This is a genomic window from Janthinobacterium algoris, assembly GCF_051380935.1.
Classification (GTDB): domain Bacteria; phylum Pseudomonadota; class Gammaproteobacteria; order Burkholderiales; family Burkholderiaceae_D; genus Janthinobacterium.
In genome coordinates, this window is the sequence record NZ_JBNYXZ010000003.1 from 421,939 (window position 1) to 440,181 (window position 18,243).

Sequence of the window (18,243 nt, forward strand, 5' to 3'; positions counted from 1 at the left end):
CGATGGGCAACAAGACACTGTACAACCAGCACCGGGAGGCATTTTTTCGCCTCTGCGACGCCGTGGGCGAGAATCAGGTGGAACAGGTGCGCAGCCTGCTCCAGGCCACGCCGCTGCTGTTGACCTTGCGCCGCTACAACATGGATGACGGCGAATCGCTGCTGCATCTGGCCGCGGCCGGCGGCAGCCGCGACGTCTGCGCCCTGCTCGTATCGCTGGGCATGGACATCGATCTGCCCTTGCCCGGTTATCGCAACCATACGCCGCTGGACGCGGCGGCAGGCGATGGCCATCTCGATACCTGCCGCTGGCTGCTCGAGCATGGCGCTGCCGTCGATGGCCTGCCGGACAATATCCTGTCGCCGCTGGACAGCGCCTGCGTTGGCGGCCACCAGGACGTCGTCGCATTGCTGCTGCAGCGGGGCGCCAATCCGAACCGCCTGCATACGCGCTGGAACCAGGCGCCAGTCGATATCGCCACTGGCTGGGGCTTTCCCGCTATTGCCCAATTGCTCGCTGCCGCCGGCGGCATCAGCATACTGGACGTGCCGCAGCAAGCGTCCGCCTCGCCGCCGGATCTGATCCGCACCTTCATGCACAATAGCGCCGGCTGGGTACTGCCTGCCGTGTTCAGCCCGGACAGCGGCGACCCGCGCTTTTCGCTGGGGATCAGCTGCATTGCCGGCAAGGGCGATTTCAAGCTGCTGTTTACGGTCGGCCTGTTCCAGCAATCCCCGATGACCGAACTGGCCATTTGCCTGCCGGCCCGCTGGCCGCTGACCGTGCACGGCTTCACGGAACACAGCCCATGGCGCTTTCCGGTGGCGCTGCTGGCACGCCTGGGACGGCGCACGCTCGACCAGGCCAGCCTGGCGGCGGGCGAGCTGCTGCGGCGCGACGATCCGCGCCTGACGGACCTGGCCTGGCCGGACGGTGTCGATGCGCTGCTGGCCATCGACAAGCGGTGGAATCCGGCGCCAGAGGAAGAAGACATGGCCGACGATGACAAGGTCACCATCTATATGCTGATGCCGGTGAAATTCACCAAGAAAGGCGCGCCCGACGCCAGCACCATGCCGGCTTTGATGGAGCGCAAGCTCAATGGCAGCTGGAAAGTGTCGGCCTTGCCCGTTCCCGTCATTGCTTAGCGCCGACATGCACGCGCGCGTGGCCATATCAATCCGGCCGGCTTGCGGCAATGTTATCCTGCCAATTCCTCTTCCGCGTCCGCGCTAAGCTGTTTCACGCATCGGTTTTTCATGACAAAAAAAATACTTCTTTTGAGCGTCTCGGCCGGCGCAGGCCACCTGCGCGCGGCGCAAGCCATCGAGGCGTATGCGGCGCGCGATGGCGGCGCCGGCCCTGCGGCGCAAGCCCTGCATCTAGACGTAATGGATTTCGTCACGCCCGCATTTCGCAAGCTGTACACGGATTTCTATATCAAGCTGGTCAACAAGGCGCCCGCGCTGTGGGGCTATCTGTACCATGCCACCCACGATGCGCCGCGCGACAGCTCGATGCAGCGCCTGCGCCGCGCCGTCGAACGCCTCAACACGCGTGCGCTGATGGCGCAGATTGCAGCCTTCCAGCCCGACGCCATCATCTGCACGCATTTCCTGCCGGCCGAACTGCTGTCGCGCGCACTGCGCCAGGGACAGCTGGCTTGTCACGTGTGGGTGCAGGTCACCGATTTCGACTTGCATCGCATGTGGGTGCACGAACAGATGCAGGGCTATTTCGCCGCCACCGACGAAGTGGCATTCCGCATGCGCCACGAAGGCATCCCCGCCGACCGCATCCACGTGACGGGCATCCCCATCATGCCCGCGTTTGCGCAGTTGCCCGAGCGCGTGCAGTGCGCGCACGCATTTGGCCTCGACCCGCAGCGCACGACGATACTGCTGATGGGTGGCGGGGCGGGATTGGGTAGGCTTGAAACCGTCGCCGCGCGCCTGCTGGCCTTGCCCGGTGACTTCCAGCTGATCGTGCTGGCGGGGAAAAACGCCGCCGCGCTGGAGGCGCTGCAGGCACTGGCCGGCCAGTATCCGGGCCGCCTGCTGGCGCAGGGATTTACCAGCGAAGTCGAGCGCCTGATGGCGTGCGCCGACCTGGTGATCACCAAGCCGGGCGGGCTGACCACCTCGGAATGCCTGGCCTTGGGCTTGCCCATGATCGTCAACTCGCCGATTCCAGGGCAGGAAGAGCGCAATGCCGATTATCTGCTGGAGCAGGGCGTGGCATTGAAGGCGTTTGACGCCGTGACCCTGGAGTACCGCGTGCGCCTGTTGCTCGATCATCCTGAGCAGTTACAATCGATGCGCGCAAAAGCGCTGGCCCTGGGCCGCCCGCGCGCCGCTTGTGACGTGCTGGCGCAAGTGCTGGCGTGATGGGCGCCGTGGCAAAACCCTGGCAGATCGCCCTCACCCTGGCCTGGGTGGCGCTGCTGGGATTATTTTTTGCGCAGGTGGAAATCCAGATCGAAGGGGCGGCCGGCTGGGCCGCGAACCTACCCACCTGGCGCATCGAAAGCCATTGGCTGCTCGATATCTTCTGGGGCGGACGGCCCATGACCGGCTACCATGCCTGGGTCTTTCCCTTTATCGCCCTGTTCTTCCATTTCCCCATGATCTTCCTGGCGCAATGGTCGCTGCGCCTCGAGTGCCGCGCCATCGGCTGCATCATGCTGTTCTGGATCATCGAGGATTACCTGTGGTTCGTGCTCAATCCCGCCTATGGCGTGGCGCACTTCAATCCGGCCCACATCGCCTGGCATAAGCACTGGCTGTGGTGGGCGCCGACCGATTACTGGGTATCGCTGTTGCTGGCCGGCGTACTGCTGTGGTTTTCATACAAGAGGAAGTCATGACCTTGTCGCATCTCCTGCTGTTCTCGCTGGCCATGGCTGCCAGTTCCGCCGACGCGCAGGCGCCCCTGTCACCGGAGCGCAATGCCGCGTGGGCCACACCGCTGCCGCAGGTGTCGAATCTGCACCAGGTCACGCCCGTCCTGTACCGCAGCGCAAAGCTGGACAGTACCGACGTGGCCCAACTGCAGGCACTGGGCGTGAAGACGGTGATCAGTCTGCGCTCTTTCCACTCCGATACGCGGGTTCTGGAAGGCAGCGGTATCCGCGCTGTCCGCATTCCCATCAATACCTGGGCCATCCGCGATCGCCATGTGATCGAAACCATGCGCAGTATCCGTAGCGCCGAACAGCAAGGTCCCGTGCTGCTGCACTGCCTGCATGGCGCCGACCGCACGGGCATGATGGCCGCCATATACCGCATGCTGTACCAGGGCTGGCCGCGCGAGAAGGCGATCGATGAGCTGAAACATGGCGGTTACGGCTACCACGCCGTGTGGAAAAATATCGAAAGCTACCTCAAGCGCGTCGATGTGGCAGCACTGCGCGCGCAGATCGACGGGGAAAAACCATGAAGACCTTGCTGTTCGCATTGGCCGCCTGTTCCGCTTGTTATCCGCTGACCACACGCCTGCGCTGGATTTGCGCGATGTCAGCAAAGCTGGCATGCCCGGCAAGACCTTTGCCGCCACGACCAGCATGCCGGCCAGCGTGGCCACCGTCTGCGCGGCCATCCAGGATTTCGCCGGCTATCCGCAATTCATGCCCAACGTGGACAAGATCAAGGTGACGGCAGCGGGCGGCGGCGCCTCGCTGGATCGTCGACAGCATGAGCCGTGACAGCATCCCGAAAAATGTTCGACGCGCTGCGGCTGCGGGTGGCCGCGCGTAAATAGCCGGCCTGGCGCGGCAGCAAATTCATGCTGGTGCGTCACTTCAGGCATGATGTCGTTTCATCCACATATCTGCCCTGAATCCGCATGGAACACCACAGCTTTCTCATCAACATACTGTTTTACCTGGTGGCCGCCATCATCATGGTGCCGCTGGCCAAGCGCCTGGGCATGGGCGCCGTGCTGGGCTACCTGGTGGCTGGCGTCGTCATCGGCCCCTGGGGCCTGGGCCTGATCAAGAATGTCGAGGTGATCCTCAGCTTTTCCGAATTCGGCGTGGTGCTGCTGTTGTTCCTGATCGGCCTGGAGCTCGAACCCAAACGATTGTGGCTGTTGCGCCGCCCCATTTTCGGCTGGGGCGGGGCGCAGGTGGGCGTCGTCAGCGCGGGGCTGTACGCCGTGGCCATGGCCTTTGGCGTGGACTGGCGCACGGCGCTGGTGGGCGCGCTGGGGCTATCGCTGTCATCGACGGCCATCGTGCTGGCCACCCTGGGTGAACGAAAACTGATGAGCACGCCGGCCGGTTCCGCCGGCTTTTCGATTTTGCTATTCCAGGATATCGCCGCCATTCCCATGATCGCGCTGGTGCCGCTGCTGGGCGGGTTGGTCACGCATAGCGGTGAGCCGGGTTGGCTGCGCGTGGCCAAGCTGGCCGCCGTGCTGGCGGCGCTGGTGATCGGCGGGCGCTTTCTGGTGAACCCCATCCTGCGCTTCATCGCCAAGACGGACTTGCGCGAAATCTTTACGGCCTTTGCTCTGCTGCTGGTAATCGCCATTTGCGTGCTGATGGAATCGGTGGGCTTGTCGATGGCGCTGGGAACCTTCATGGCGGGCGTGCTGCTGGCCGATTCCGAATACCGGCATGAGTTGATCAGCGACCTGGAACCGTTCAAGGGGCTGCTCTTGGGTCTGTTCTTCATCGCCGTGGGCATGTCCGTCGATTTCGGCGTGCTGCGCGCCCAGCCGCTGCTGATACTGGCGCTGGTGGCCGGTCTGTTGGCGGTCAAGATCGCCTTGCTGTATGGGCTGTCGAAGTTTGTCGACATTCCCCGCGGCCAGCAGCTGTTCTTCGCGTTGCTGCTGTCGCAAGGGGGCGAATTCGCCTTCGTCGTGTTTGCCGCCGCCGAGGCGGCGCATGTCTTTGCGCCGCAGACGGCCGCGCTGCTGGTCGTGGTGGTGACCCTGTCGATGGTGGCTACGCCCTTGCTGCTGCTGTTGCACGATAAATTCGTCGCGCCGCGCCTGCAAGGCGAAAAGAAGCGCCGCCCCGACGACCATATCGAGGCGCAGGACAACCCCATCGTTATCGCCGGCTTTGGCCGCTTCGGCCAGATCATCGGCCGCCTGCTGGCAGCCAACAAGATCGGCGTGACGGTGCTCGACCACGACCCGGACCAGATCGAGCTGCTGCGCAAGTTCGGCTTCAAGGTGTTTTATGGCGATGCCACGCGCGTGGACCTGCTGGTGGCGGCGGGCATCGAGAAGGCGAAGGCGCTGGTGATCGCCATCGACAATGTGGACGACAGCCTGGCCCTGGTCGACGCCGTGCGCCTGCGCCTGCCCGAACTGACGATATTGGCGCGCGCGCGCAATGTCACGCATTACTATGAATTGATGAAGCGCGGCGTGACCCTGATCGAGCGCGAGACCTTCGCCGCGGCGCTGCTGCTGGGCGAGCAGACCTTGCTGCAGGTGGGCTACAGCGCGGAGCGCGCGCAGCGCGCCGCCGGCATCTTTGGCCGGCATAACCTCAAAACCCTGCTGGAAGTGGCGCCGCACTTCCAGGACCAGCAAAAAGTCATGTCGCTCACGCGCCAGGCGCGCGAGGAGCTGGAAGACATGTTCGAGAGCGATGCGGCCGCGTTTGCGGCGGCGGAAGCGGAAACTCCGGGGGCAGAGCCTCGGGTCTGACGGGGACGCCGAGTCCCCGGCCTTTGCCTGGGGTTTTATTTCCCCCGGCGGCTTTCGATCGCCTCGATCTGGTCCATGATGGCGTTCATGCGCGCCACCATCGCCTGGTATTGTTTTGCGGCAGATAGCTGGCATTTACACGAAGTGGCTATCCGACCAACCTGACGGGAATGGGAGACGAACCGGGAGAGGAAGCTCCCCCGGATGCAGCTGCCTGCTTACTGTTTCTTGCCCAGCAAGTCGAGCAGGATCGACGTTTCTGCCGTGATCGCCGCCTTGATGGTCGGCTGGTACTCGGGCGCCCATTGCGGCGAGTGCGGGCCGGCCAGCGGTTTGCCGCTGGCCTTGGCGGCCGCCAGCTTGCCTGGCTCCACCGCGCCGATATGCAGCAGCACCGCCTTCACGCCGGCCTGGCCGTAGTTGGCGAAGTCTTCCGACGTCATCTTGGCCGGCATTTCCGTCACGTTGGCCGCGCCCAGCGATTTTTGCAGGGTAGACACCATGCGCTGGGTCAGTTCCGGGTCGTTGTAGACGGCGTCGGTGCCGGGGCGAATCTCCAGCAGCGGCTCTTTCGGCGCACCGGCGGCAAACGCCTCGCCCTTGACTTCGCGCGCGATGCTGGCCAGCACGCGCTTGCGCACGGCATCCTTGAAGGTACGCACTGTCAGTTGCATGGTGACCTGGTCGGGCACGATGTTGGCCTGCGTGCCGCCATGGATGCTGCCTACCGTGATGACAACGGGGTCCATCGGATTGTTTTCGCGCGAGACCAGCGTTTGCAGTGCCAGCACGATGCGCGCGGCCATCACGACGGGGTCGCGCGTGTCGTGCGGTGCGGCGCCGTGGCCACCCTGGCCATACACGGTGATGCTGATGGTGTCGGCGGCGGCGCGGAAGTAGCCGGCATGGTAGCCGACGGTGCCCGATGGCAGCGTGGCTTCATCGTGGAAGGACAGCGCGTAGTCCGGTTTCGGGAAGCGCGTAAACAGGCCGTCCTTCAACATGGCGGCCGCGCCCAGCAGCGGTTCCTCGGCCGGCTGACCCACCAGCATCAAGGTGCCGCTCCATTGCTGGCGGTTGTCGGCCATCAGCTTGGCGCTGCCATACCAGGCCGACATGTGCACATCGTGGCCGCAGGCATGCATCACGGGCACGCTTTCGCCGGCCGCGTTCTTGGCGACCGCGCTGCTGGCAAACGGCAGGCCGGTTTTTTCCAGCACGGGCAGAGCGTCGATTTCCGTGCGCAGCATGACGACGGGGCCGGGGCCGTTGCGCAGGATGGCGACAACGCCCGTGCCGCCGACGCCGGTGGTCACGTCAAAACCGAGCGCCTTGACCTTGTCGGCCAGCTTCTTTGCCGTTTGAACTTCCTGGAACGCCAGCTCCGGGTGGCGGTGCAAATCCAGGTACAGGCTTTCGACGGCCGGGTAGTTGGCCGCGAGCTGGGCCGCGATGGCGGGCGGCAGGGCTGCGCCCTGGGCGCTGCTGGCACAGACGAGGGTGGCGGCGAGGGTAATTTGTTTCAGGGGCAATGCAGAAAATTTCATAGATTTCTTTGAGAGACAGACGGGCGGATACGCACGGCGCGCCTGTAGTTGCAGAGGAGATTTTTAACTTAACAGAAACATTTCCCAAAATCAATAAATCAGCTACATATATTTCAATAATGTATAATCTGCAATATATTAAATTCCATATGGAATTAAATATATCTTCGATGCACTTACTTAGAGAAAAGACACCATGGGCTTTATCGCAAATATCAAGATCGGCAAGCGCCTGAGCATCGGCTTTGTCCTGATCCTGGCAATGACCGTTTTGATCGCTACTGTGGGCGTGTGGCGCCTGAATGAGGTGGCGACGTCGACGCGCGCCATGATGGCCGAACCTCTGACCAAGGAACGCCTGATTACCGACTGGTATGGCTTGAACTTTGCCTCGATCCGCCGCACGGCCGCCATCGTCAAGAGCAGCGACCCGGCGCTGGGACCGTATTTCAAGGAAGACTCGGCCGCCTCGGTGAAGAAGGCGGCCGAATTGCTCAAGCAGATCGAGCCGCTGGTCGCGGGCGACAAGGAAAAAGCCCTGTTCGCCAAGATCCTTGAGCAGCGCAAGGTATACAGCGCCTCGCGCGACGGCGCCGTCAAGGCCAAGGCCGATGGCGACGTGGAAGGCGCGGCGAAAATCCTCGACAGTGCGTTCACGCCGGCCGCCCAGGTTTACCAGGATTTGCTGCAGGAACTGGTGACCTTGCAGCGCGAAAGCATCGATGCGACTGCCAAGCAGATCGATGCCTCCGCCGTGCATGACACTACCGTCATCAGCCTGCTGACCCTGTTTGCGGTAGCGTTCGGCGTATTGTGCTCGTGGCTGCTGACGACGGGCATCACGCGTCCGCTGCGCCAGGCGTTGGCGCTGGCCGAAACGGTGGCCGCCGGCGACCTGACGCAGACCGTCGTCACGACGGCGAAGGATGAAATGGGGGCGCTGCTCACGGCCCTGGGCAATATGAACAACAACCTGGTCAGCATCGTCAGCCAGGTGCGCAGCGGCACGGACAGCATTGCCACGGCATCGTCGGAAATCGCCGCCGGCAACCTGGACCTGTCATCGCGCACGGAACAGCAGTCCGGTTCGCTGGAAGAAACGGCCTCGTCGATGGAGGAACTGACCAGCACCGTCAAGCAGAATGCCGACAATGCGCGCCAGGCCAACCAGTTGGCGATCACGGCGGCCGGCATCGCCAGCCGCGGCGGCTCGGTGGTGGCCGAAGTGGTGGCGACCATGGGCTCGATCAACGAGTCGTCGCGCAAGATCGTCGACATCATCAGCGTCATCGACGGTATCGCCTTCCAGACGAATATCCTGGCGCTCAATGCGGCGGTGGAAGCGGCGCGGGCCGGCGAGCAGGGGCGCGGTTTCGCGGTCGTGGCGGGCGAAGTGCGCAACCTGGCGCAGCGTTCGGCAGCAGCGGCCAAGGAAATCAAGGGCTTGATCGACGATTCCGTCAGCAAGGTGGGCATGGGCGCCAAGTTGGTCGACCAGGCTGGCGCGACGATGGATGAAGTGGTCTCCAGCGTCAAGCGCGTGACCGATATCATCGGCGAGATTTCCAGTGCCAGCCAGGAGCAGACGCACGGCATCGAGCAAGTCAACCAGGCCATCACGCAGATGGACCAGGTGACCCAGCAAAATGCGGCGCTGGTGGAAGAGGCGGCAGCGGCCGCCGGTTCGCTGCAAGAGCAGGCGCACGGCCTGGCGCAAGTGGTCAGCGTATTCAAGTTGCGTGAACAGCCAGGCTTGCTGCGCCGCCCGGCACCACAGCCAGCAGTGGCGCGCCCTGCGCCGGCGCCGCGTGTTGCAGCGCGCAGCATAGCCGTCAAGGCGAAGCCACCTGCGCCCGCGAAAGCGCTGGCCGGCGACGACTGGGAAGCGTTTTAAATTAGGACAGGCGATGGCGCCATCGCCATGATGGCGCCGTGCCTCAATGTCAGCCTTGCTGCAGCGCGATGGTACCGAACGTCGTCGGCGTCGAGCACGGCTCTTCATCGAAGGCGATGTCGCCCATGGGGTTGGCCATGCCATCGGCCTTCAAATCTTTGAAGCCGAACAGTTTCGGGTCCATCAAATGCGATGGCGCCACGTTTGACAGGGACGAGAAGATGCTTTCCACGCGGCCGGGGAATTTCTTGTCCCATTCGCGCATCAGGCCCTTGATCTGCTTGCGCTGCAGGTTTTCCTGCGAACCGCACAGGTCGCATGGAATGATGGGGAAGCCTTTGACTTCCGCATAGCGCTGCGTGTCTTCTTCCTTCACATAGGCCATCGGGCGGATGACGATGTGCTTGCCGTCGTCCGATTGCAACTTGGCTGGCATGCCTTTCAGTTTGCCGCCGAAGAACATATTCAGGAAGAACGTTTCCAGGATGTCATCGCGGTGGTGGCCCAGGGCAATCTTGTTGGCGCCCAGCTCGTCGGCCACGCGGTACAGGATGCCGCGGCGCAGGCGCGAGCACAGCGAGCAAGTCGTCTTGCCTTCCGGGATCAGGCGCTTGACGATGCTGTAGGTATCCTGGTTTTCGATGTGGAAGGCCACGCCCAGTTCCGTCAGGTAGGCGGGCAGGATTTCCGGCGGGAAGTTCGGCTGCTTCTGGTCCAGGTTGACGGCGACGATATCGAAGTGTATCGGTGCGCGTTCGCGCAAGGTCATCAGGATGTCCAGCAGCGCGTAGCTATCCTTGCCGCCGGACAGGCACACCATCACCTTGTCGCCGTCTTCAATCATATTAAAATCGCCGATGGCTTGCCCCACCAGGCGGCACAAGCGCTTGTGCAGCTTGTTGTTTTCCAGGGCGATCTTTTCCGCCTTCTTGCGCGCCAGTTTCTGCGCTTCCACGTTGGCCGGGAATTCCACGGCCGTTGTCGTCGTTTCCATCACTGCGTTGTTGTTCATGTTGCTCATGCTTCATCCTTGATCTTGAATACTTCCACGCCCACGCCTTCGCAGTCGGGATACACGTCCGGTTTCATGCTCGACACGCGCGCGGCGCGCACGCGCGGGTGCGCCAGCATGGCAGCGAGCACGTCGTCGACCAGGCTTTCCTGCAGCTGTACGTGGCCTTGCGCCATGCGTTTGGCGATGGTTTCGCGCATGAAGTCGTAATCGACCACCTCGTCCAGCTGGTCATCCTTCGGCGTCGACAGGGCCAGGGGAATGTACAGGTCGACGTTGATGAGGACGCGCTGCTCGCCCTTTTTCTCGAAGTCATAGACACCGATGTTGATGAGGACTTCGTAATTGCGCAGGAACAGGCGGCGGCAATCGGCCAGGCGAGGGTGGGACAGGGCGGACGACATAGTTTTACCTTTTAGGGGATGCTGGAATGCTGGTTGTTTGGTATGGCTACTGATTATTTGGTCAAAAACATGACGTCGCGCGGCAAGCCGATCAAATGCTGACCGCCATCGACCAGCAGGGTCGTGCCCGTCAGCGCGCGCGCGCCGGCCACGTAACAGACGCAGTCGGCCACATCCTCGGGCGTGCTGGAGCGTCCCAGCGGCGTGTTTTCATGCGCCTTGGCAAAGTTCGCTTCCGTCTGCTCGCCGGAAACCATGGTGATGCCGGGGGCGATGCCCACCACGCGCACTTTCGGCGCCAGCGCCTGGGCCAGCATGGTAGTCGCCGACAGCAGCGCCGCCTTGGACAGGGTGTACGATAAAAAATCAGGATTGAGATTGTACAGTTTTTGATCCAGCAAGTTGATGACCACGGCTTGCCCGCCGCTTGGGGTGGCCTGGTACAAGGCTTGCGCCAGCAGGATGGGGGCGGCCAGGTTGGTGTGCATGTGGGCGTCGAGCGCGGCGACGGAAAAATCGCCGGCATTGTCGTATTCAAACAACGAGGCGTTGTTGACCACGCAAGTGACCGGTCCCAGCGCCGCCTGTGCTTGCGGCAACAGCTGGCGCACGGCGTCTTCCCGCGCCAGGTCGCAGGGGAACGCTTGCGCGCGGCGGCCCAGCGCAGCGATTTCCGCCACCAGGCTGAGCGCTTCCTCGTGCGAGTTGCGGTAGTGCACGGCGATATCCCAGCCGTCGCGCGCCAGGCCCAGCGCGATGGCGCGGCCGATGCGGCGCGCCGCGCCCGTGACGAGGGCGACTCGGTGAGTGCTGTGTGGCAGTGTCGATGCTGGAGTCATGTCTTTATTTACTGTGCTTGAGTGTGAAGTGCGCCTGGCCACCATGGCCTTCATAGCCGACACTGGCGCCGTGGCCCGCCGATTCGCTACAATGCGGGAATGTCTCTTCCCGCACCCGATAGCGACGCGCTGGCCGCGTCCCATGCCTTGCAGCACCAGATTGCCGCCGAAATCGCGCGCAATGACGGCGCCATTCCCTTTGTCCGCTTCATGGAGCTGGCGCTGTATGCGCCTGACCTCGGCTATTACAGCGGCGGCGCCGCGAAGCTGGGCAAAGATGGCGATTTTACAACCGCGCCGGAGATTTCGCCCCTGTTCGGCGCCACGCTGGCCCATGTGGCAGCCGCTATTATGGCGCAAACGGCCCCGCGCATCCTCGAATTCGGCGCCGGCACGGGCAAGCTGGCCTGCGATATCCTGACGGAAGCGGCCAGCGCCGGCATCCCTGTCGAACAGTATGCGATCGTCGAATTGTCCGGCGAATTGCGCGCGCGCCAGGAGCTGGCGCTGGCCAGCTTCCCGCAAGTTGTGTGGCTCGACGGCTTTCCCGACAGTTTCGAAGGCGCCGTGTTCGGCAATGAAGTGCTGGACGCCATGCCCGTCAACCTGATCAGCAAGACGCCCGCCGGCTGGTGCGAACTCGATGTCAGCATTGCCGATGGCCAGTTCGTGTTTGTCGAGCGCCTGGCCGGCGCCGACGTGGCCGCGCAGATCGCCGCCCAGGTGCCCGAGGCCGATGCCTTGCCGGTCGGTTATGTCAGCGAAATCCACGGCGTCGCCTGCGGCTTCATGCGCTCGCTGGCGCGCATGCTGACCAATGGCAAGGGTGGCGCGGCCGTGCTGTTCGATTATGGCTTCCCGGCGCATGAGTATTACCTGGACTTGCGCGCCACGGGCACCCTGATGTGCCATTACCGCCACCACGCCCATGCGGAGCCGTTTTATCTGCCCGGCTTGCAAGACATCACGGCCCACGTCGACTTCACGGCCATGGCGGTGGCGGCGCAGGATGCGGGTCTCGATGTGCTCGCGTACATGAGCCAGGCGTCCTTCCTGCTGGGCGCTGGCATCGGCGACTTGCTGCTGCGCACCGATCCGGAGCAGGTCAAAACGTACTTGCCGCAGGCCAGCGCCGTGCAAAAGCTGGTGTCGCCGGCCGAGATGGGGGAATTGTTCAAGGTGCTGGCGGTGGGGCACCGCGTGGAGTTGCCGGAAGCCCTGTTGTCCGCTGACCGCAGTCATCGCTTGTAAGCACTGCAATATCAAGGCAGGGCAGTCTCGCCCTGCAATTTCCTGTCCGCCGGTGGTTATTATCTTGTCATATCGTTTATGATGACCGACACAGCACGGTTCCATCCTGCAAGAACCCGTCGCCGCGCACCGATTTCAAGATAGAACGATGGGAAAGATACATACACACTATGACAACCTGAAAGTGGCGCGCCTGGCGCCGCAGGAAGTCATACGTGCCGCGTACAAAGCCCTCAGCCAGAAATACCACCCGGACAAGAATCCCGGCGACGAAAAGGCCGCCCGCATCATGGCGATCCTCAACAGTGCCTATGGCACCTTGTCCGATCCACAACGTCGCAGGGAACACGACGAGTGGATCGCTGCCGAGGAGTGGGAAATCGAATGGCTGGAAAGCACCCACCAGGAAGAGGGCAAGAGCCGCGATGGCCGCGCGAAAGGCCATGCCCAATCGCATGAACACGCCTGGGCGCAGGACGTGCCGCCACCAAAGGGCCAGCCGCGGCGCGGCCTGCAGCCCGTCTGGCGCAACTGGCGCTGGTGGCTGAGCCTGTTTGTCTGCCTGTTGCTGGGCTGGCTGGGCGCCTTGCTGATGCTCGATACCTCCCAGCCCGTGCCGGCTGCACTGGCATCGGCCTGGAGCGGGCTGGCCCGCGATGGCGCCAAACTCCATGCAGAAGCGGCCACGTCAGCGGCCACTGCCGCGCCGCCGCCATCGAAAGACGAGACCGTGGCAGTCGACAGTTGGGCGGTGGGCAAGCCATATGCACCGGAACCCCATGAAGCGAAGACGCCCGAGATCCGTGTGCTGGCCGTTTCCCAGCTGAGTCTGAAAGCCATCCAGCCTGCCTGCGATGGCGCAGGCAAGGCAGAATCCGCATCGCTGGTGGCGCCGAACGGCGAACCCTGGCCAGTGCATTCCGGCTATGTCGATGGATTTCCGATCAGTAACAAGGGTGAGGAGCTGGCCGTCAGCATCGACAACAGCAATAATGCCGCGCCCGTGTTCGTCAAACTGTATGACACGGAGCGGCGCTCGAACGTGCGCTACCTGTATATCCTCGCTAACGACAAGCTGCTGGTGGAACAGCTCAGCGCAGGCAAGTATGAAGTGCGCTACCAGGCAGTCGGGCCGGGCCAGGACAATTGTGGCGGAACCACGCGCGGCGGTGCATCGGTGCCAGCGCCGGCCGCTGGCGAAGGCGGTACGCAGAATCCTGTTGTAAGCAGCATCTAATCTGATTATGCTTGCTATGCCTCAACGTAGCGTCCACATCGAACTTATCCATTAGGAGTATTCATGACCGACCTCAAAGCCGATGCAGATGATAACTGGCTGCTCGACGAGGATGAGCCGGTGGCCAGTCCTGCCGGGCTGGCCGCGCCCGACCAGCGCCTGTGGCGTGTCTTGATCGTCGATGATGATGTGGATGTGCATGCGGTCACGCGGCTGGCGCTGCGCAATGTCAGTTTCAAGGGACGCGAACTAGAACTGTTTTCCGCCTACAGCGGCCGCGAAGCGTATGACATCCTGCGCGACACGCCCGATATCGCGCTGGTGCTGCTCGACGTGGTGATGGAAACGGATGACGCAGGCCTGATCCTGGCCAAGCGCATCCGCGCCGACCTGAACAACTCCATCGTGCGCGTCGTGCTGCGCACGGGCCAGCCGGGCCAGGCGCCCGAGCAGCGCGTCATCATCGAATACGACATCAACGATTACAAGGCCAAGACGGAACTGACGACGCAAAAGCTGTTTACCACCGTCATCTCGGCCCTGCGTGCCTACGAGAGCCTGATGATGCTCGAGCGCAGTCGCATCGGCCTGGGCAAGATACTCGCCGGCGCCACCAATCTGTACCAGATCCATTCGCTGCGCGAATTCGCTTCCGGCGTGCTGAACCAGGTCAGCGCCATCCTCGACGTGGGTGCCGACGGCGTGCTGTGTCTGATGCAGGGTGGCGCCGGGCGGCCCGAGGTGGTCGCCGCCACGGGCAGCTATGCCATGTTGGCCGAGTCGGAAGCCCTGCCGGCCGACCATGCGCTCACCCCTACGATCGCCAAGGCGTTTGCTGAAAAGCGCAGCCAGTTCGAGCATCCGGCCAATGTGCTGTTCATCCACACGGAAGGCGACCGCGAGCTGGCCATCTCCGTCACGCCGCCGTGGCCGCTGGCGCAGATCCAGCGCGATTTGCTGGAAGTGTTTTGCCAACGCATCGCCGCCGCCTTTGACAACCTGTACATGTTCGGCCAGTTGCGCAAGGCGCAGGAAGCGACCGTGGTGGCGCTGGCCGACCTGGCCGAATTCCGCGACAGCAACACGGGCGGCCATGTGCGGCGCGTGCAGCAATTGTCTGACGCCATCGCCCGGCGCATGCAGCAGCGCGGCGTGTACCCGGACGAGCTCACGCCGCAACTGCTCGACATGATCGGCCTGGCCAGCATCTTGCACGACGTGGGCAAGGTGGCCACGCCGGACGCCGTGCTGCTGAAACCGGGCAAGCATACCGACGAGGAGCGGACGCAGATGCAGCTGCATGCCAGCGTCGGGCGCACCATCCTCGAGCGGGCTGCCAACATGGTCGACGGCGATAGCTACCTCACGTATGGTGCGCAAATCGCCGGCGGCCACCACGAGCATTTCGATGGCGCCGGCTATCCGAATGGCATCAAGGGGCGCGCCATTCCCGTGGCTGCGCGCATCGTTGCCGTGGTCGACGTCTTCGATGCTTTGCTGCACGAGCGGCCCTACAAGGAGCCGTGGCCGTATCCGCAGGTGCGCGAATACATCGAACAGCGCAGCGGCAGCCAGTTCGATCCGGAAGTGGTGACGGCGCTGCTGGACCTGATCGACTACGCGCCGCAACTGTGGCATCCGGAGCGCGCCACCGCTTGAGTCGCAACTTCCTTGCCAACTTCCTTGGCGTTTTTTGGCACGACACCATTCCCTTGCGGGCGGCGCCGTCATATACTCGGCTGCCTCATGCTGGCCGGCGCCACGCACCAGTGTGGCGCGCCGCAGAGTTTTCGGACATTACGACATGAAAGAACTCAAGGGCCTTAGCGCACTGATCATCGAGCCGCATCCGGGCATGCGCGCCAGCCTGCACAATATGCTCAACCTGTGCGGCCTGGCGAAGATCGATGACGCGGCCAGCTCGGGCCAGGCGATCCGCATGCTGGGAAGCAAATCGTATGATTTGATCTTGTGCGAATACGATCTCGACGGCGGGCAGGATGGCCAGCAGATGCTGGAAGACTTGCGCCACCACAAATTAATGCACGCGTCGACCATGTTTTTCATGGTCACGGGGGAAGGCAGCTTCGCCAAGGTGGTCAGCGCTGTCGAACTGTTACCCACCGACTACATCCTCAAGCCATTTACCGCTGACAACATGTTGGAGCGTATCGGTCGCGCGCTGGACAAGCGCAATGCCTTCGTGCCCGTGTATGAGTTGATCGACGTGGGCAATGAGCGCGCGGCGATTGCCGCCTGCGCCGAGGGCGCCAGCCTGTATCCCCGCTACGCCACCGATTTCCTGCGCCTGCGCGCGGAATTGCATTTGCTGCTGGGCGAGGCGGCCGACGCTGAGCCGATCTACGCAGCCCTGTACGACGCCAAGGCCATCGGCTGGGCGCGCCTGGGGCAGGCCAAGACGCAGTTCCTGTTGGGCGAGTACGAAGCGGCGCAGGGCACGTTGGAAGGGCTGCTGGAAAACAACAAGCGTTTTCTCGACGCGTATGACTGGCTGGCGCGCACGCATTTGGCGCAAGGCAAGCCGGCACTGGCGCAGGCAGCCCTGAGCGAGGCGGTGGCCCTGTCGCCGCATGCCGTGCGCCGCTTGCGCCGCCTGGGCGAGGCGGCCCTGGCGGCCGACGATGTCGAGATGGCGGAAAAAGCCCTGAAGCTGGTGGTCAGCAAGGCCAAGTATTCGGAATTCCGCGACCCGGAAGACCATGTGCGCCTGGTGCAGACCCTGGTGCGCAAGGGCGACCCGCTGCAGGTGGGCGCTGTGATCCGCGATCTCGACAAGTCGATGGGCGGGCAAAAGAATACGGAACTGTGCAGCGCCCTGTGCAGCGCCATGCTGCATGCGCATACAGGCAACGAGGAGCGGCTGCAGCAGTCGCTCGACGCCGCCCTGACCGCCAACCGCCACAGCGTGGGCGGCTCGAACATGCTCAAGACGGAACTGGCGCGCCATTGCCTGGCGCATGGGCGTGAAGACGGCGCGGCCGAGGTGATGCGCGAAGTCATGCGCAATGCGCCCGACAGCGCCGCCATGACGCGCGCCATGGCCGTGTTCGAGCAGGCGGGGCGCGAGGAGCTGGCCAAGGCGCTGGCGCGGCAAAGCCGCCAGGAAGTGGCCGACATGGTGGCGGCCGGCGCCGCCAAGGCGGGAGAAGGCGATTTCCGCGGTGCCGTCGATCTGATGGGTGAAGCCGTCACGCGCCTGCCCGACAATCCGCAAGTGGTGTTCAATGCGGCCGTGGCGGTACTGAAATGCCTGGAACATGAAGGGTGGGATGAACGCATGGGGCAGCAGGCGTTGACGTTTATTGCCGGTGTACGCCGCCTGGATCCGCGCAACCCCAAATTGCCCGTGTTGTCCGGCCTGCATCAGCAGTTGTTGCGTAAATATAAGCCCCTTGGCAACGCCTGGATGCATCCGCCTGACGCCCGGTAAACAGGAAAAATGCGGGGTGAATGACGGAGAAATGCGGCTTGCCAGCAGGGGCGATAAAAAAAAAGCGAAAAAAGTCGACTTTTTCGCGCCAACCCTTGCACATTCTCAAATCGGGAGCTTATAATCACGCCCCGAAGCAGCCAACTTCTTCTTTATACGCAAATGCAGCAGTCAGGCATCAGTAAATAAGGTTGACAGTTGTGAGTAGATGCTTCATACTCTGCGGTTCCCGCGGAGGGGTGGCCGAGTGGTTAAAGGCGACAGACTGTAAATCTGTTCTCTATGAGTACGCTGGTTCGAATCCAGCCCCCTCCACCAAGTTTTTGCAAGGAAAACTGGGTAGTAGCAAGTAATAGCAAGTAAGTGAAGATAAAGTGAACGATACCTCGCGGGTGTAGCTCAATGGTAGAGCAGAAGCCTTCCAAGCTTACGACGAGGGTTCGATTCCCTTCACCCGCTCCAGTTTCCGTTCAGATGCTTGATGCATCGCATGCAACAAATTACAGCCCTTGTAGCTCAGTGGTAGAGCACTCCCTTGGTAAGGGAGAGGCCACGTGTTCGATCCACGTCAAGGGCACCAGAATTCGCAGCAGGCAGCACAGAAGCAATTCAAACCAGACCGTCGGGCGTGTGCCTGAGCAATCTAATCAAATCATTAGGAGTTCAAAATGGCAAAAGGTAAATTCGAACGGACCAAGCCGCACGTCAACGTCGGCACCATCGGCCACGTCGACCACGGTAAAACCACGCTGACCGCTGCAATCGCAACGGTTCTGTCGAAGAAATTCGGCGGCGAAGCTAAAGCATACGACCAGATCGATGCGGCACCAGAAGAAAAAGCGCGCGGTATCACGATTAACACCGCTCACGTCGAGTACGAAACGGCAGCGCGTCACTACGCGCACGTTGACTGCCCAGGCCACGCCGATTACATCAAAAAC

The 18,243-nt window shown here is 62.7% G+C and carries 16 protein-coding genes and 3 tRNA genes; 15 read left to right on the plus strand and 4 right to left on the minus strand.

All coding sequences use genetic code 11. The features are described from left to right. Nucleotides 1-2: 2 nt before the first annotated feature. From ACQ4W7_RS06895 to kefC, 6 genes are all read left to right on the plus strand, one after another. A complete protein-coding gene (locus ACQ4W7_RS06895; RefSeq protein WP_436529357.1) occupies nucleotides 3-1,148 on the plus strand; it encodes an ankyrin repeat domain-containing protein in 1,146 nt (381 codons plus the stop codon). 111 nt (nucleotides 1,149-1,259) lie between these two features. Further along, nucleotides 1,260-2,387 carry an MGDG synthase family glycosyltransferase gene (locus tag ACQ4W7_RS06900; RefSeq protein ID WP_436529359.1) on the plus strand — a complete coding sequence of 376 codons (1,128 nt, stop codon included), beginning with the start codon at nucleotides 1,260-1,262 and terminating at the stop codon, nucleotides 2,385-2,387. Between the two features lie 8 nt (nucleotides 2,388-2,395). Then, nucleotides 2,396-2,866, plus strand: a complete 471-nt coding sequence (locus ACQ4W7_RS06905; RefSeq protein ID WP_230540300.1) for a hypothetical protein — start codon at nucleotides 2,396-2,398, stop codon at nucleotides 2,864-2,866. After that, on the plus strand, nucleotides 2,863-3,438 hold the full coding sequence (locus ACQ4W7_RS06910) for a dual specificity protein phosphatase family protein (RefSeq protein WP_436529361.1): 576 nt from the start codon (nucleotides 2,863-2,865) through the stop codon (nucleotides 3,436-3,438). Before ACQ4W7_RS06905 ends, ACQ4W7_RS06910 begins: the two co-directional genes overlap by 4 nt. Before the next feature lie 91 nt (nucleotides 3,439-3,529). After that, nucleotides 3,530-3,703: an SRPBCC family protein gene (locus tag ACQ4W7_RS06915; protein WP_426073407.1), complete on the plus strand. Its 174-nt coding sequence runs from the start codon at nucleotides 3,530-3,532 to the stop codon at nucleotides 3,701-3,703. 140 nt (nucleotides 3,704-3,843) lie between these two features. Beyond that, nucleotides 3,844-5,667: a glutathione-regulated potassium-efflux system protein KefC gene (gene kefC, locus ACQ4W7_RS06920; RefSeq protein ID WP_436529364.1), complete on the plus strand. Its 1,824-nt coding sequence runs from the start codon at nucleotides 3,844-3,846 to the stop codon at nucleotides 5,665-5,667. Nucleotides 5,668-5,885: 218 nt separating this feature from the next. On the opposite strand, the gene ACQ4W7_RS06925 is transcribed toward kefC, so the two are convergent. After that, entirely contained in the window at nucleotides 5,886-7,214 is a 1,329-nt protein-coding gene (locus tag ACQ4W7_RS06925) for an amidohydrolase (RefSeq protein ID WP_436529366.1), read from the minus strand. 196 nt (nucleotides 7,215-7,410) lie between these two features. Between ACQ4W7_RS06925 and ACQ4W7_RS06930 the strand changes: the two genes are divergently transcribed. Continuing rightward, on the plus strand, nucleotides 7,411-9,108 hold the full coding sequence (locus tag ACQ4W7_RS06930) for a methyl-accepting chemotaxis protein (protein ID WP_436529368.1): 1,698 nt from the start codon (nucleotides 7,411-7,413) through the stop codon (nucleotides 9,106-9,108). A 49-nt stretch (nucleotides 9,109-9,157) separates the two neighbouring features. Here ACQ4W7_RS06930 and ttcA read toward each other — a convergent pair whose 3' ends face one another. The 3 genes from ttcA to ACQ4W7_RS06945 are packed head-to-tail and all read right to left on the minus strand — an operon-like array spanning nucleotide 9,158 to nucleotide 11,363. Further along, on the minus strand, nucleotides 9,158-10,120 hold the full coding sequence (gene ttcA, locus ACQ4W7_RS06935; RefSeq protein WP_426073622.1) for a tRNA 2-thiocytidine(32) synthetase TtcA: 963 nt from the start codon (nucleotides 10,118-10,120) through the stop codon (nucleotides 9,158-9,160). A 5-nt stretch (nucleotides 10,121-10,125) separates the two neighbouring features. Then, nucleotides 10,126-10,524, minus strand: a complete 399-nt coding sequence (locus ACQ4W7_RS06940) for a dihydroneopterin aldolase (RefSeq protein ID WP_426073403.1) — start codon at nucleotides 10,522-10,524, stop codon at nucleotides 10,126-10,128. Nucleotides 10,525-10,577: 53 nt separating this feature from the next. Then, a complete protein-coding gene (locus tag ACQ4W7_RS06945; protein WP_426073402.1) occupies nucleotides 10,578-11,363 on the minus strand; it encodes an SDR family oxidoreductase in 786 nt (261 codons plus the stop codon). Between the two features lie 99 nt (nucleotides 11,364-11,462). Here ACQ4W7_RS06945 and ACQ4W7_RS06950 point away from each other — a divergent pair, with 99 nt between their 5' ends. From ACQ4W7_RS06950 to ACQ4W7_RS06985, 8 genes are all read left to right on the plus strand, one after another. Continuing rightward, nucleotides 11,463-12,614 carry a class I SAM-dependent methyltransferase gene (locus tag ACQ4W7_RS06950; RefSeq protein ID WP_436529370.1) on the plus strand — a complete coding sequence of 384 codons (1,152 nt, stop codon included), beginning with the start codon at nucleotides 11,463-11,465 and terminating at the stop codon, nucleotides 12,612-12,614. Between the two features lie 148 nt (nucleotides 12,615-12,762). Continuing rightward, nucleotides 12,763-13,851 carry a J domain-containing protein gene (locus ACQ4W7_RS06955; RefSeq protein WP_426073400.1) on the plus strand — a complete coding sequence of 363 codons (1,089 nt, stop codon included), beginning with the start codon at nucleotides 12,763-12,765 and terminating at the stop codon, nucleotides 13,849-13,851. A 63-nt stretch (nucleotides 13,852-13,914) separates the two neighbouring features. Further along, nucleotides 13,915-15,510: a DUF3369 domain-containing protein gene (locus tag ACQ4W7_RS06960; protein ID WP_436529372.1), complete on the plus strand. Its 1,596-nt coding sequence runs from the start codon at nucleotides 13,915-13,917 to the stop codon at nucleotides 15,508-15,510. Between the two features lie 145 nt (nucleotides 15,511-15,655). Beyond that, nucleotides 15,656-17,302 carry a response regulator gene (locus tag ACQ4W7_RS06965; protein ID WP_436529374.1) on the plus strand — a complete coding sequence of 549 codons (1,647 nt, stop codon included), beginning with the start codon at nucleotides 15,656-15,658 and terminating at the stop codon, nucleotides 17,300-17,302. Nucleotides 17,303-17,535: 233 nt separating this feature from the next. Then, a tRNA-Tyr gene (locus ACQ4W7_RS06970) sits at nucleotides 17,536-17,620 on the plus strand. A 70-nt stretch (nucleotides 17,621-17,690) separates the two neighbouring features. Further along, a tRNA-Gly gene (locus tag ACQ4W7_RS06975) sits at nucleotides 17,691-17,764 on the plus strand. 43 nt (nucleotides 17,765-17,807) lie between these two features. Then, a tRNA-Thr gene (locus ACQ4W7_RS06980) sits at nucleotides 17,808-17,882 on the plus strand. An 88-nt stretch (nucleotides 17,883-17,970) separates the two neighbouring features. Then, nucleotides 17,971-18,243 (plus strand): GTP-binding protein (locus ACQ4W7_RS06985; protein WP_436529376.1); only part of this gene is annotated, 273 nt, incomplete at its 3' end.

Excerpts from the sequence above, each read along its gene's own strand:
- ACQ4W7_RS06895 (WP_436529357.1), top strand. The coding sequence starts at position 3 with ATGGGCAACAAGACACTGTACAACCAGCACCGGGAGGCATTTTTTCGC.
- ACQ4W7_RS06900 (WP_436529359.1), top strand. The coding sequence starts at position 1,260 with ATGACAAAAAAAATACTTCTTTTGAGCGTCTCGGCCGGCGCAGGCCAC.
- ACQ4W7_RS06910 (WP_436529361.1), top strand. The coding sequence starts at position 2,863 with ATGACCTTGTCGCATCTCCTGCTGTTCTCGCTGGCCATGGCTGCCAGT.
- ACQ4W7_RS06915 (WP_426073407.1), top strand. The coding sequence starts at position 3,530 with ATGCCCGGCAAGACCTTTGCCGCCACGACCAGCATGCCGGCCAGCGTG.
- kefC (WP_436529364.1), top strand. The coding sequence starts at position 3,844 with ATGGAACACCACAGCTTTCTCATCAACATACTGTTTTACCTGGTGGCC.
- ACQ4W7_RS06925 (WP_436529366.1), bottom strand. The coding sequence starts at position 7,214 with ATGAAATTTTCTGCATTGCCCCTGAAACAAATTACCCTCGCCGCCACC.
- ACQ4W7_RS06930 (WP_436529368.1), top strand. The coding sequence starts at position 7,411 with ATGGGCTTTATCGCAAATATCAAGATCGGCAAGCGCCTGAGCATCGGC.
- ttcA (WP_426073622.1), bottom strand. The coding sequence starts at position 10,120 with ATGAACAACAACGCAGTGATGGAAACGACGACAACGGCCGTGGAATTC.
- ACQ4W7_RS06940 (WP_426073403.1), bottom strand. The coding sequence starts at position 10,524 with ATGTCGTCCGCCCTGTCCCACCCTCGCCTGGCCGATTGCCGCCGCCTG.
- ACQ4W7_RS06945 (WP_426073402.1), bottom strand. The coding sequence starts at position 11,363 with ATGACTCCAGCATCGACACTGCCACACAGCACTCACCGAGTCGCCCTC.
- ACQ4W7_RS06950 (WP_436529370.1), top strand. The coding sequence starts at position 11,463 with ATGTCTCTTCCCGCACCCGATAGCGACGCGCTGGCCGCGTCCCATGCC.
- ACQ4W7_RS06955 (WP_426073400.1), top strand. The coding sequence starts at position 12,763 with ATGGGAAAGATACATACACACTATGACAACCTGAAAGTGGCGCGCCTG.
- ACQ4W7_RS06960 (WP_436529372.1), top strand. The coding sequence starts at position 13,915 with ATGACCGACCTCAAAGCCGATGCAGATGATAACTGGCTGCTCGACGAG.
- ACQ4W7_RS06965 (WP_436529374.1), top strand. The coding sequence starts at position 15,656 with ATGAAAGAACTCAAGGGCCTTAGCGCACTGATCATCGAGCCGCATCCG.